This window comes from Neorickettsia findlayensis (assembly GCF_009856525.1).
Classification (GTDB): Bacteria; Pseudomonadota; Alphaproteobacteria; order Rickettsiales; family Anaplasmataceae; genus Neorickettsia; species Neorickettsia findlayensis.
In genome coordinates this window covers 761345-776346 of the sequence record NZ_CP047224.1, presented here as the reverse complement: position 1 = coordinate 776346, position 15002 = coordinate 761345, and the positions used below count along the sequence as shown (strand labels likewise).

Genomic DNA, 15002 nt, shown 5'->3' with positions numbered 1-15002 from the left:
TCTGTGTAGTTGATTGTAGTGACAGTGGTTCTTGGATTTGAGTATTTTACAAGGGCAGTGTTGTGATAGTTATTGTTGGGAAATACTTAACGATTAGGTAATAATGTGTATCTGGATGGGTGCGGTGTGTCCATGATGTCATGAGTTGATAGCGAGATTGTGAAGTATGGGTGTAGGTAGTTTGGGTCTTGATCCGCTCTTTAAGGGTCTTACGCGTCCGGCAATGTTCCTCGGTGTGAGTTTTACTTTCAGTGCAATGAATCTGATTGTCTCGTTGCTTGCGTATATACTAACAAAAAATCTTTTTATCCTGCTTTTTTTCATGCCGGTCATACACGGAATAGGATATCTTATCTGTTTTAACGAGCCCCTCTTTTTGGAGCTTTTTCTAGTAAGGAATCAGAAATGCATGAGGTGTAAAAATCGTCCTTACCATAATGCTAACTCTTATGATGTGCTCTGAGGATGTTCGATTTCTCCATTTTTAAGAACTACAAAGCTAAAGTCGCTTCTTCCGAGTATCATGCTCGGAATTTTATACCATATAAGGATCACTTAGATTCCAGCACCATCCTCCTGAAGGATAACTCTATGCTCAAGGTTATAAGGCTGGTAGGTTACCCCTTCGAGACTGCCGATGATGAAGATGTAGATATCCATAAGGCACTAAGAAATCAGCTTTTTAAAAGCGTCTCTTCTGGTCATTTTGCCCTTAGTTTCCACTTAATCCGTAGAAGAGAAGGAAGTCAAGCTCGTGCTTTCTTTTCTAACAAGATACCTAACTATTTTGCTGACTATGTCAGAAAAAGGTGGCGCCAGAAACATGGAAACAAGAGCTCTTTTGTGAACGAGTTATACATAACAGTCGTGAGACGCAACGATAAAAAGGTTGAGTTCTTTAACGATTTGTACAGAAAGGTAACTCGTAAGGATACAAAAGAAGGTCGTATTGCCGATCTGAAAATTGCCCATGAAGAATTGGAGGAAATGACAAACAAGCTTTTAATAAGCTTGAGGAATAATACCCCACATCTTCTTGGATTGAAAAAAGTTGGCAATGTCACATACTCCGAAGTTTTAACTTTTCTCTCTAGGATTGCCAATTGTGGTGTAACACAGTCAGATCTTGTTCTTCCTTATAGCCGACTGGATGAAGCTCTTTGTGGTTGTAGGATGTATTTTGGACGAAAGTCGATAGAGATAGTTACACCGTCTAGAAGTGAGTATGCTGGGATTATAAGTCTGAAGGAATATGGGCAGAACACGTCAGCTGGAATGCTCGACAATTTTCTGCAAGTCCCATATGAACTTGTTATCACCCAGACATTTCAGTTTGTACACAGACAGGTTGCAATCAGTAAGATGCAGGTTCAGCAGAGTCGAATGTTACAAACTCAGGATAAAGCTATTTCGCAAGTTGCTGAAATAACTAGAGCTCTAGATGATGCTATGAGTGGTCGAATTGCGTTTGGGTTGCATCACTTGACCATACTCTGTCGTGAAAAAACTGAAAAAGGACTTGAGAATGCACTGTCGCTGGTTGAATCCGAGCTGACAAATGCAGGTGTATATGCTGTCCGTGAAAAGATAAATCTGGAACCTGCTTTTTGGGCGCAGTTACCTGGAAATTTTGATTATATAGTCAGAAAAGCAACAATAAGCACACTAAATTTGGCAGGTTTTGCGTCGCAGCACAATTATCCATTTGGGAAGATGGAGGGTAATCACTGGGGAGATGCGATTACTGTTTTTGATACTACTTCGGGTACGCCATTTTACTTCAATTTCCACTGTAAAGATGTTGGGCACACACTAATAATTGGCCCGACAGGTGCAGGTAAAACTGTCCTGCTCAACTTTTTATGTGCACAGAGCATGAAGTTCAGGCCACGGATGTTTTTTTTTGATAAGGATAGGGGTGCTGAGATTTTTATCCGTGCACTAGGTGGTGTCTACACAGTGATAGAGCCAAGGAGTAAGAGTGACTTTAATCCTCTTCAACTTGACGATACACACGAGAACAGAACCTTCCTAACAGAGTGGTTAAAGCTTCTAGCTTCCGTAAATGGAGATAAGTTCACTGCATCGGATATTGCGACACTCAATGATGCTGTGGCAGGTAATTTTAAGTTAAACAAAGCGGATAGAACTCTAAGCAATCTTTCTGCGTTTTTTGGATTGGAGGGTGACAATAGTTTGGCTACTCGCCTACTAATGTGGTATGGGAATGGTTCGCATGCAACACTTTTTGATAATCAGGAAGATTGTCTTGATTTTTCGAAGGCCAGTGTATTTGGTTTTGAAATGGGACACCTTCTTAGAGACAGCGCTGCACTCGCACCTGTTTTGCGGTATTTGTTCCATAGAATAAGTATCTCGTTGGATGGCTCTCCCTCCATGATTGTGTTAGATGAGGCTTGGGCCCTTATAGATAATCCGGTTTTTGCGCCCACAATTAAGGATTGGCTGAAGGTTCTTAGGAAGCTAAATACGTTTGTTATATTCGCTACCCAAAGTGTAGAGGATGCAAGCAAGAGTGCGATAAGTGACACTCTGGTTCAACAAACAGCGACGCAGATTTTTTTGCCGAACCTTAAAGCAACAGACGTTTACAGATCCGTGTTTATGCTTAGCGAGCGCGAGTACACGCTCATCAAACACACAGATCCAGCTACGCGGTTTTTCTTGATAAAGCAGGCTATGAGCGCTGTTATAGCACGGATCAACCTTGCTGGAATGGAAGATGTTATATCAGTCTTGTCCGGACGCGCGGATACGGTGCTGCTCTTGCACCGCATCATGGAAGAGTATGGTGAGGAACCAGTGAAATGGCTTCCAATTTTTTATGAAAAAGTGAGGGAGTTAGGTCAGTAATGAAGCTTTTTCTTAGAGGGTTACTTTTACTCTTTGCACTTAACCTTTTGGATAACAATATATTACTTCTTAAAAGCGGGTTCTTTTTTTCTTACGCGTATGCGGAAGAGACTGCTCTACCCAAAGTAATGCCAGGTGAAGCATCTTATCCTGAATGTGGAACTGATGTAGCTTTTGCACTCATAGGTCTAATTGCCGGTATTGTAGCCGGAATAATGATCATTGCTGGCAGCGGTGCAATCATGGTCGCTATTGGTCTTGGATTGATAGCTGTTGCGGTAGTTTCGGCTATGCAACTGGTAGGCTGCCTTTGGTCATTTGTTAGAAACCCGGTTCTTAGGACGCGTGCTGGATATTATAAATACTGTCAGGATGGGAATACAGGAGCTGAAGTCTGTTCAGAGGAGAAAATGGCCTATTGCGATAAGAAAGAAAGCAATGAAATCAATAGTAATGCAAAGGGTTGCACGTATGCCTGGCCACGCAACAGAGCAGAGAACGGAAGGTACATTGAAATATGTTACAGGGAGCCTTTTGATTGGGGTTACCTCTCCAGAATAGGGCAGGAAACTCAATTGGACAGCAGGGAAAGCAATTTCACTGCAATTAACCTGGGTGTGTTGGGTGGCGAGAACAAAATCCAAAGTTTGGACACCCTTCTGGACATGAAAAGAAAAGTAAGTGTGCGCTCTATACAGTGTGTAACACTTAAGCACATGGAAAGTAAGAAAATAGGTCCTTATGTTTTTTCTGCTGAGTATGATGGATCCAAGCTTTGTGGCTATGTTACATTTTCTAGAAAGGCGAAAGTTGGCTGTCATTTGAGGGATCCTGTCGATCCTGCGCCTATGTGTATCAAATCAAAGCCGATCTATGATCCTGAAGATCTTTCTAGGGTGTTAAGTTACGATAACTCAGGTTGTTTCAATTGTTACATAAGTAATGCGTGTTATGGTGTGACAGGTTTGATTGCTAAGGCCCAGTTCCCAATGACATCTTTGGTGGTTCAGTGTATAAGGGAATCCTTGAGGAATATTCTAGTATCGGACTGTAGAAATGGAGAAAATGATGGTTTCTTAGTTATTGCACAGAAAAAGTTGAAGACTGCCGTAGAGGCTGTGCTGGTTCTCGCGATTCTTCTATTTGGCTTCAAACTATTAAGTGGTGGTGTAAGCGGTATGCAAGAGTGGACGATATTTGTCCTTAAAATTGCTGCGATTGCTTATTTCACGATAGGTGATGGAATGATCATCTACTATGATAGATTGCTAACACTCTCTACCGGTCTGGCAGATATCGTCTATAGTGGAGGAGGAAAAAAAGATGTGTGTAACTTCGATTCATCCGAGTACAATGAGCTCGTAGTTACGAAGGCTTTTTCCCCTGAAGAAAGGGCGTGTTTTGAGGCTTTTGTCAAGTCAGGTCATAAAAGGAACTTCGCTGAATTGAAGAAGTTTATTGATAAGGGTGTATTAAGTTGCTCTTCACTGAAACCAGTACGTGGTGGCGAATTGCCGATATTCTCAAAGTTAGAATTGAAAAATCTCTCCTATATGACCCTTTGGGATAGGTTGGATTGTAGGGTGGCGTTTTACTTAGGTAGTGCTCTTGGTAATCCGACTGTTGCAGGTGGTGGTGTAGCAACTGTCATAACAGCTGGTGCGATAAGTGCGCTTGGTGCAGGGATATACATGGTACCCGTATTGATCTTGGCATTCTTTTTTGCAGGACAGCTGGTAATTGCGTTATTGGTGCTAATGTATGTGATACTGATGTTCCTCATTATCCTGTGGATAGTTCATCTTTTTATACTGGCAATAATCGCGCTTACGATACTTATACTTTTTTCTCCGATTTTTATTCCGATGATTTTGTTCCAGGTAACGAAACCTTTTTTCGAAGGCTGGTTGAAAGAGGTGATGGCTTACTCGCTGTATCCTGTAGTTCTATTCGGATTTTTAGCTCTTGTTTTTTCTGTTTTTGATAAGCTTTTCTTTGATGATTTAACCTTCCAGCAGATCTCCAAGTTGGATGGTGTCCGGAGTTACTACAGCTATAAGCTTGCGAATCCAGATCAATGTAAAGAGAGAAATGCAGATGGAGAATTGAGGAGTTCTGCAGTTCTCGCATGTGTGATTCAGGAGATGTCACTTACTCAGAAGCCGCTACTTTTTGGTATTTATGTAACTACGATCGCGAGTGATGCTTCGGCTACTAGTGCTTTATGGCTAAAGCTGGGCATGATGACTTTAATGCTGTTTTTGTTTTTCCACTTCCTTGGTATTTTAGGTGGTTTGGCAGCAGAGCTTGTTGGTAACTTCCGAGCAGATCTTTCAAGACATGTCAGTAGTCCTCAGGCTATGGCAAGAAAACTTGCTGCTGTTTCGTTTAATACTGCGAATACCCTTGTTGCAGGAGGAAAGAACATAAGCAAGAAACTTGGGGGAGAACTTCCGAGATCGAAGAGGCCTGGTGGTCAACAAACAGTTAAAGGTTGCGGCGCAGGTGGTGCAGGTGGAGTGGGTGGTACAGGTGGAATGGGTGGTGCAGGTTAAGCGAACAGTATACAAGATGCTGCCGGAAGTCAGGTTCAGAGCTGGTGGGTTTACTGTGTCCAGTAGAGGGTTTTCTTTTGCTTGTTTGTTACTCCTTCTTTGTTTATCTGGATGTGCCGGAGACTGTATTTCTGGTGCTAGCTCTAATGATATTAGAGAAGGTACTTTGCGAGTCTGTCCCAATCCAGGTGATGTGGGTAATAGAAATTGTCTCGAGTATATGGGTGTTGGTGAAGGAGAAGTCCCCGGTGCTAAGACTCACTGGGTTAACTTAGGTATCAATCTGGAAAAGGGCGATATATTTGAATATAGATTTGAGAAATCTGAGGATTATTCGCTTTGTCATCCTCCTTGTCCTGATAATTGCTTGAGCGAAAATGGTGAGAATCTCTGTGATACTCCTAGTTGCAGATCAGTGGATCTTGAGTTTCCAGATGGCAAAGCTGAGGTCGATCTTAACCTTGTCGAGGGTGATGAAGTTTCAATAGGTTTGAGGCCCGCGCTCGAATCCGGCTTAATTAGTAATGATATTTGTGCAGGCAAAGATGCAAGAATCTACCCGGGGAATTATCAAGAGTGTATGAGACGCAGAGGAGAACCTTATGGTGGTATTTTTGCGCCGGGGATTAATTTTGCGATCAATAAAAAAGGTGCTCTAGAGAAGTTTAAAGTTGTCTACAGTATGGCTAGCGGGATAGATGAATTAGTTGGAACAGTTGGTTTATGCAAGGCTATAATTTTTGGAGAAAATTTAAAGCAGTATAGCAAAGATATAGAAAATCTAAGTGAGAGAGTTCCTGGAGTGGTGATCTATGGCTATTGTGAACGAGTCATAGGTCCAACTGAGATGATGAAATCCGGGCCCTTGATTCAATTTGATGGTAGAGATCTTGTTTTACGTTTGCTTCATCTTTATTTGAAGGATGAGAATGGACAGCTTTCTTACCTGTGTGGCAACAATGAAGATATTGCAGGTCTCTGTTATGTCATATCCCAGGGTTATTCTTCTACGTGCATGGCCGTTTCATTAAATAAATTCTTCAGGGTGTCTTCAAAGTCATCCAAGTTAATGGAGCTACGATTTGGCCCACCTGATCCGGATGTTGTGCAAAACGGTATTTTTAGACTCAAAGTAAGCAGGAAATGCAATATTTCTAGTTTTGATGAAGTGAAGGTGTATACCTCTGATCAAGAGCCCAATTTTGAACCCTCAGTTCGTGGTGAGGGTGGTGCCTTTCTAGTGCCGAACTCTGCCAATCTAATAGATAGAAAGGGGTCTGTATATGTGGGAATAGTAGATCAACGAGGAGATGGAAAGGCCGGAAGCCGTGGTTACATATCAGTACATTATGTCCTTAAGCGACAAGACGGTACAAAATTTTTTAGTAAAGCAACTAACAGCATAAAGAGTAAAATAATAAGGATTTTATACGGCAAGACAGTCGATGAATACGGCAGGTTCAGCGAGGGTGACGATGTTGCTGGCGCGGTAGGGAGTGTCTATAAGGCAGTAGCAGGCAGTACGCTCACAATCGCGGTGCAAGCTTCTATCGTACTTTACATCGTTGTCTACGGTTTAGCCTTCTTATTTGGCCTTGTTAGGACGCCTCAAGTTGATCTGGTGATCCTACTTGTAAAGCTTGGTATAGTTGCGGTTCTTTTCGGTCCCAATAGCTGGAAATTTTTTAATGAGAATTTGTTTCAACTCTTTGTGGAAGGCTCTGGGCAGTTGATCAATTACTTTTCGGGCAATATGAATGGGGTAGATTTCGCGTTTCTCGATAAAACGCTTGCTCCTTTTAGCACGCAAGAGAATTGGCTCAGGATCTTTAGTTTTTTGTTTTCCGGTGGTTTAGGGATCTTGTATTTCTTATTGATACTTGTTGGCCTAATACAGATTTTTATGGCCATGCTTAAAATCATTGTTGCGTACGTCATGTCGATTGTGATGGTGGCGATGCTTCTGTGTTTTGCACCGATCTTTCTCTCTATGATTTTCTTTAAGAGGACAAAATCCATTTTTGATAACTGGATAAAAAACTTGGCACAAGTGGCCGTGACCCCTATTATCACATTTGCCGCATTTGCGGTTTTAACAGAAGTGGGGTTGGGAATAATTCACGCACTTTTCGATTTCCAGATTTGTCCTAGATGTGTAATTGAACCAGATTTTGTGCTGTTCAGATTCTGCCTACTTGCCGTGTATTTGCCAGCTTCATACGATACCGGAGGAATAATGGTTGCGCAAAACGCAGGTGGGATGCCAGTAGGCATAAGTTTAGTGGTGTCGTTTATTGTGATTAGTAACGCAGTTGTCGCCTTCACTTCAAGAGCTGCCATTCTTTCTAGTTCAATTTTTGGTGCGATTGCATCTGACGCGACGGTTCCTGCAGAGCAATTCATGGATAGTATGAAAGCAATTGTAGGCCAAGATGCTCAAACACAGTATCAAAAAGCACACATGAGACATATTAAAGAACTCGATCAGGAGAAAGATGAGCCTGAGAAGCCACCAAAACGTAGTAGATAATGGAGTATTTATGCGTAGAGTAGTTCTGGGCTTATTGCTTCTTTTAAGTGCTTGTGACATAGGGTGCATCTATCCTGGTGATGGTGTAAATGCAAACTTTACAAACGTCATTGTGCCGGCCTACCTGGAAGGTATGGATCCCTCTAAGCCTAGTACATTGTGGGTAGATTCGGGCATCAAAATTGGAGAAGGTGAAGAAGTACCCTTTGGTGTCATTGGTGACATAGATCTGTGTGGGAAACTTTTCAATAGAAAGGAATTTGAAATGTGTCCTGAATGGAATTGTCAAGTAATCGAGGTAAGTAATAGATTTTGTGCTGGTGGTGCTCCTGCAGGCATACATAATCCATCAAACCTTTCAGATATTAAGAATAAAGAACCTCTATGTGAGAAATCGTCAACAACTCCGCGAAGATATTATGTTGATACTTATCTAGAAGTTTCACCGGGAGACAAGGTGCTCTTTGAGTTGATACCAGTAGTCAGCGTCAATCTAGTGGATTGCGACAATATACCACTCGGGTTTTCCTGGTATAACAACGAAGATTTCAAGGATGTAAAAGGAAAAAAGATACAACTTGTTTCCGGAGGTGATGTGGATCCAAATGCCATATGCAAAGCTGGTGGAAAGATTCTTGTACAGAGAGGTGAGGATAAGTTACAACTCTTTCTTCCTCCTTCGTTGAAGGGGGAGTTGTTGAATTCATCTCTTATTGGAAACGGCTATACGCCCAGAAGTAACAGAGTCATAGTTGGAAATGGTAATGCCAAATGGATAGAAGCAGCTGCGGTCGATATGCGGGTCGTTGTTCCACATATTTTATCTGATAAAGAGTTTTGTGATGTTGGGTTCAAGAGTCAGATTGACCCTGAAGAAATTCATAGAGGAAAGAAGGTAAGTTGGGAGTACAAGTACAAGGATTCTTGTGATTTGAAAAAAGATAGAGCGAAGCTTAAGAGGTTCGAGACGTACAAGGTAAATAAAATGTGTGGAAATTTCGTTTCGGACGGTACATATAAAGATGGAATCTATAGCATTAGATATGATGATGATTTTGATAATTCAAATCCTTGCTTCCGTGCACGCAGAAGGAACAAATCAGACTTGGAGAGGGCATGGGCGGATTTACTTGTTGCCAAAATAGGTAGAGCTGCTGCTAAAGATAAGTCGTCACTACTGCGAAGTGGAGATGAAGCTCAGTTGTGTATTTATAACATCGGTACGGAAGAAACCTCTCTCTATAATAGGGTAAGAAGATGCATGGATATTGATGAGTATGGTGGAGCTATACCATCGTTAGAGTTGAATACGTGGTTTACCATTCCGCGCAGTATTAGTGGTGGAAGTCCGCTGCTTCTTGGAATTGCAGGTCGGGGAGGTTCTTCAAAAAATGCCATATACTCGGGTTACCGTGTGAGAGTTCGAAAAAGTTGCTCATATCAAAACGGGGAGAGGCTTTATGTTTATATTGGTGATGGTCCTCCAAGTATTGCGCCCGGTACTGCGCATCCAAATGCACATGAACTTCGCTTCAATACTGGTGTTCCTAAAAGGGCAGTCGTTAATCCGCGAGATATAGATCGAAGTACTTACAGCATTTCTTTCAAAGGGAGTGGCAAGGTCTATTTTGGTATAGCAGGGGCAATTGATAGTAGTTTGGTGAAAGCAGTCAAAACAGGTAAATACCTTCCTAGTGAGGATAATAAATATACAGTCAGCATAGTGCAAGAACGGTGGTACCCAAACTTTTCCGGTCCTTTTAACACGATCTATCACGCGATCGTAAAACTTTTTTATGGTAAGGGTGAAAAAAATCCATATGGTAAACCTGAAGCGACAGGAGTGATAGTACAAATTTACAGTGCAATTGTCGGGAAAATTGCACCTGCTGTTCAAGCCTTGATAGTGCTTTATCTAGTCACTTATGGGTTGTCATTTCTACTTGGGATAATCAGAGATCCAAAGTCGGATGTTATTCTGCGAGTGATGAAGATAGCATTCATTTTGCTCTTGGTGAGCGATTACAGCTGGAAGTTCTTCGGCGAAACAATTTTTGATCTGTTTGTTAATTCTTCTAATGAGCTCATCTACTATTTCACTGGCAGCCTGAGTGGGAAATATTCTCCAGATAGCACCTTTGAATTTCTTGATAGAACCGTTGGTGTGATAATAACAAACCAGTTTTGGTTAAGGATGCTGGCCCTTTTTCTTTCAGGTCCTGCCGGTTGGTTTATCATGTCAATCATATTGTGGGGTGTATTTCTCTTTTTCAGTTGCGTCATCGAGGCAATGGTAATCTATCTCATGATATTGATTGCGACAGGTTTACTCTTTTTGTTGGCACCTATCTTTATAGCCTTTTTGATTTTCCAAAGGACGAAACCTTTATTTGAGGGTTGGCTCAAGATGTTAATTTCTTTTGCTCTGCGCCCAATTTTTATTTTTGGAACCCTCGCATTATTAAACGCGGTAATGATGGCAACGCTATACGAAGTGAATAATTTTGGTGTCTGTCCTGGTTGTATTGTTTCCACAGATATATTTGGGAGTGATTTGTGCATTATTAGTTCGCTTGTACCTATAGGATTTGATGCTGGAATGAGTGGTATAGACCGTTTTCTCATTCCAGGTGCTGCGAGTTCTGGCTTCGGAGGTCTTCCTGTGTCATTGGTTTCAGTGATTGTTTTTCTTTTGGTGGCTCACTCTATGAAGAGCTTCCTTAAAATAACGGATTCCATGGTGGATATGATTACAGGTACCATGATGGGCTACACTGGTGTTACAGGCGGTGGTAGTCCGTCCGATGCAGGTCATGCTGCATATCAAGCTATGTTATCTGTTGTCGGTCTGGATGATGCAACTCAGTCCGAAATAGGGCAAGCAATTAGATCAAATCCTCGTAGCCGCCGCAATATTACGTTGGAAGCTGCTGAGGATGCTGAAAAAGTGCTTCCAGGTACAGACGACCCACTGAAGAAAGCTGAGCGTATTTCTTTACAGGATTCTCACAAAGATTCGAATGTGAAGTTGGTATCTTTGGACAATGAAGGATTGTCCAATGTTCCCGTTACGGGTAATGCAGTGCAGACTGATACAAGAGGCAGTCACGGCGTCGATGGTCTAGCAGGTGCTCGTGGAGGAGAGACCGAAGAAGGAAGCGTACCTAATCCTATATACGAAGGCGGTCCTCCTGATGAAGAGCATATTCGCGCTGGTATAGATGATGTGCGTACTCAGGATCCTTATAGTCTAGCGGGTGCTCCTGGAAGAGGAACCGAAGAAGGAAGCGTACCTAATCCTATATACGAAGGCGGTCCTCCTGATGAAGGGCATATTCGCGCTGGTATAGATGATGTGCGTACTCAGGATCCTTATAGTCTAGCGGGTGCTCCTGGAAGAGGAACCGAAGAAGGAAGCGTACCTAATCCTATATACGAAGGCGGTCCTCCTGATGAAGAGCATATTTATGCTGATATAGATGATGTGCGTGCTCAGGATCCTTATAGTCTTGCAGGCGCTCCTGGAGGAGAGACTGAAGAAGGAAGCGTACCTAATCCTATATACGAAGGCGGTCCTCCTGATGAAGAGCATATTTATGCTGATATAGATGATGTGCGTGCTCAGGATCCTTATAGTCTTGCAGGCGCTCCTGGAGGAGAAACCGAAGAAGATGATTCACAAAGTTTTTCCACAGGGGAGAGCAAAAACTCTCATGAAGAGGCGGATGAATCAGGTGATGGAATTCATACCCAGAGTCAGGCAGGTGACGATGAAAAAGATTAGGGTAGTAGAAGTGAATAGTGCTATAGCGCAATGTTGTCCGAGTGCTTTGAAGCGTGTTTTCATAGTCATACTTGGGCTGTTTTTACTATCTGGCTGTGAGAAATGTGAAACTACGTGTCCAAGATGTATAGCGGCAGACGATTTTGGCATACCTAAGTCAAGCGTTTCCGCGTTAATTGAGCGTGGTAGCCTGCTTCTTAAGTCTGATGCAGAAGTGCTTGGTTTAGAGAACAATACTTCAGGCAATCAGCTAATGCGCTGGGAGGATTCCGGTTATGTCACTTCAGGTGAGCCAATCACTTTGAATGTTGAGGGACGGTGGCTATTCATACCTATGCGTGGTGCGTTCAACCTTTCTAAAGATGAAATGCAAAAGGTTTTCCGTTGTGGGGATGTTGACTACGATGCTCTAAAAGTAGCAAGTGAGGAATTTAGGAAAAGTTTTCCACGCCAATCCTGCACCTATTTACCGACACAAATGACGGATATTACAACAGGCTGCTTAATCAATGGTGTAAAAATAGATCCTAAATTTTCCCAGTCTGGGTGCATATTAGAAAAAGGGTATGGATTGTATTTACTTTTTCACCGTCCTGGTGATCCGAATCCTAATGCTACTTTTTCATCTATTAAAAACCCATCCTCTCCGACGATGCATGTTGGATATACTGGGCATAGTATTCGTATACAGTCGATCTTTACAACCGATTGCACGCATTTGAAGCTGAAGCCTGGTTGGAGAATCTATTACAAACTTATGGATGTCTTCTATCAAAATAACATAGGTGGTTATTCTCTGGAATTTCGTACAGGAGTTGTTGACCCAAAAAATACTGCGAAGTTTTTTGAAGGTGTGCGTTCCACGCTACAGAAGATTCTTACCGGACAGAATGAGGCAATATACAAAGCCATTACATCCAATAATGACTATGTTTCGTTAGTTAAGGCGCTAATCGTTCTGATGATTGTTCTCACGGGTCTTAGGTTTCTTATGGGAATGTCTGAAAGTCCACCAAGTGAGTTGCTGATAAAAGTTCTAAAAATGGCAGTTATTCTTCAGCTAATTTCTCCGAGTAGCTGGGATTTCTTCTACAACAATTTGTTCCGTCTGTTTATAGATGGACTAAACGAGGTCATAGCAGTAGTAAATTCGCATACTGGTGCTGGTTACCAGCCAGATCAACCTTTTGCCTTTCTTGATGACACCGTGAATATTTTGTTCAAAATGCTTGTTTCGACAAAAGTCAAGGCGATACTACTTGCGTATCCATTGGGAGTTTTTTGGTGGTTAATCCTTTTCTTTATACTGGTAATCTACGTTGTACTTGTCGCATATGCTTTTGTTGTTTATATAACCGCCCTTGTTGGAATATCAGTGCTAATCGTATTAATGCCGATCCTGTTTTTGGGGATGCTATTCGGGCAGCTTAAACATACTTTCGATAACTGGTTTACCCAGGCACTGAGTTTCTGTTTCCAAGCGATAATGATCTTCACCGTAGTCTCGCTGTTTTCAGCGATGATAAAGGACCAATTTTATAGAAACACAGGTTACACGGTCTGTTGCAACAAGTTCTGGATTTTTCCATTTAATGTTTCTGTTTATGCTTGGACGCCTGGGCAGAGGTTTATGCCGCTCAGTATAACTCATATGTGGGAGAGTAAACGCGTTGAGTTTATTGGTGGTGCAAAAGTGATTGATATACCACCTCATTACAAGGAAAAAGGTTGTAGATTTGTTGATTACCCATTCTATGATCCACAAATTAGCGATGTTAATTGTGGAATTGCGGGTTTTGCAGGGAAAGGAGGGGATTGGGAGCGGATAGAGCAGATAAGAGAATCTGATTCTGGCCTGCTTGATATGGCTGAGGTATTTGTCTTGTTGCTCCTTTCGGTGATTATGTTCCACATGAGGGATCTTTGTCAGTCTATAGGAGCATCGCTTGTGGGTGCATCACCATTCCAAGCTGTGATAGGCGGTGCTTATGCTGCTCAGGATGGCATAGGAGGACTCTACAGAGCTGGAAAAATGATGGTGGGTGCCCTTGCCGACAAACTTCCTGTACTTAGTAGAGTACGCAGCGGCATAAATGATATTGCCTCTCTTAGAGGTTATATTGGCGAGAAGGTCGCAGCCAAATTAAATGAGACAGAGTTAGGTGAAACAACAATGAAAGTACTCTCCACTGTTGGTGACGTTTCTAGCGGTATTATTAAGGGCACAAGTTATCTCTTAGGTGTGAATTCGGAACTCAGTGACCATTATTATGAGAAAAAAGCCTTTAGGCAAATTAACTATACACAGGCTCTTATGGGGTACCACCTTGTATCTATTGTGGGTAGTAGAGATTTAAGTGATTCACCAGGAATAAGAATGCTTTTTGGTGGTCTTAAACATATGTCGGATAAATATTTTGTTGGAGCAAAGGAGGAAAGTCTTTTTGGTGGTTTGCGTAAACTCTACGTCTGTGAACGGGAAAAAATCCATGATTACTATCTTGGCATTCAACGTGAGAAACTACCGGAATGTATGAATGATACTAAAAAGCACCAAGACTTAGATGCTCATTTCTCACCTTCTGCTAAGGGTGGTCCTTCGATGAGTGAGAGTTCAGAAGCTGGTGAGAATCTGCCACGTCATCCTAATTCATTACCTCCTTCATATAGCGAGGTCGAATTCGAAAACACGGCTCGTGATATTTTGTTGGAGAGCACTGGGTCTGTCAGTATTGGTGAAGCATCTCCAGAATTAACATCTCGAACTGTTGTCGAAGAGACATCTGGTGCTTCTGTAGGAGAGGAAAGTAGTACTTCTGGCATTTCGAGAGAATTGCCTGAAGATACAAATACTGGTGAAGCATCTCCAGAATTAACATCTCGAACTGTTGTCGAAGAGACATCTGGTGCTTCTGTAGGAGAGGAAAGTAGTACTTCTGGCATTTCGAGAGAATTGCCTGAAGATACAAATACTGGTGAAACAGGTCTCGAGTCGGCATCACATAGTAGTGTGCAGCCAGATACTGCACAGGTTCCAGACAACGTAGAGACTGCTTCCGCATTTTCTAACATCACTCAAGATGATGGAGGTGTTTTCTCCTTTGTAAGAGATGTTCTAGATAAACAAAGTACATATGAAGACCCTATGCGTAGTGTTACTCCGGGAGAAGAGGAAGCCAAGAAGTCCACGAGAAAACGTAAAGGACGAAAATTGCCAGGCCAAGTTACTGAAACTGAAGAAGAAACCAATGACTAGCAC

General features: G+C 42.1%; 6 protein-coding genes. All 6 read left to right on the top strand.

Going from position 1 to position 15002, the window contains the following annotated elements:
• The first annotated feature begins 166 nt into the window (after window positions 1-166).
• Genes GP480_RS03520 through GP480_RS03495 form a run of 6 tightly spaced genes read left to right on the top strand, consistent with a single transcriptional unit; the run spans window position 167 to window position 14999 of the window.
• Window positions 167-463, top strand: a complete 297-nt coding sequence (locus GP480_RS03520; protein ID WP_160095885.1) for a type IV secretion system protein VirB3 — start codon at window positions 167-169, stop codon at window positions 461-463.
• 2 nt (window positions 464-465) lie between these two features.
• Window positions 466-2874, top strand: a complete 2409-nt coding sequence (locus GP480_RS03515; RefSeq protein ID WP_160095883.1) for a VirB4 family type IV secretion/conjugal transfer ATPase — start codon at window positions 466-468, stop codon at window positions 2872-2874.
• Window positions 2874-5429 carry a TrbL/VirB6 family protein gene (locus GP480_RS03510; RefSeq protein WP_160095881.1) on the top strand — a complete coding sequence of 852 codons (2556 nt, stop codon included), beginning with the start codon at window positions 2874-2876 and terminating at the stop codon, window positions 5427-5429. Before GP480_RS03515 ends, GP480_RS03510 begins: the two co-directional genes overlap by 1 nt.
• Window positions 5407-7959, top strand: a complete 2553-nt coding sequence (locus tag GP480_RS03505) for a TrbL/VirB6 family protein (RefSeq protein ID WP_237111336.1) — start codon at window positions 5407-5409, stop codon at window positions 7957-7959. Before GP480_RS03510 ends, GP480_RS03505 begins: the two co-directional genes overlap by 23 nt.
• Window positions 7925-11743 carry a TrbL/VirB6 family protein gene (locus tag GP480_RS03500; protein WP_237111335.1) on the top strand — a complete coding sequence of 1273 codons (3819 nt, stop codon included), beginning with the start codon at window positions 7925-7927 and terminating at the stop codon, window positions 11741-11743. Before GP480_RS03505 ends, GP480_RS03500 begins: the two co-directional genes overlap by 35 nt.
• Window positions 11730-14999 (top strand): TrbL/VirB6 family protein, encoded by a 3270-nt coding sequence (locus tag GP480_RS03495; RefSeq protein WP_160095879.1) that lies wholly within the window; start codon window positions 11730-11732, stop codon window positions 14997-14999. The genes GP480_RS03500 and GP480_RS03495 overlap by 14 nt, the downstream gene beginning before the upstream one ends.
• Window positions 15000-15002: the final 3 nt, after the last annotated feature.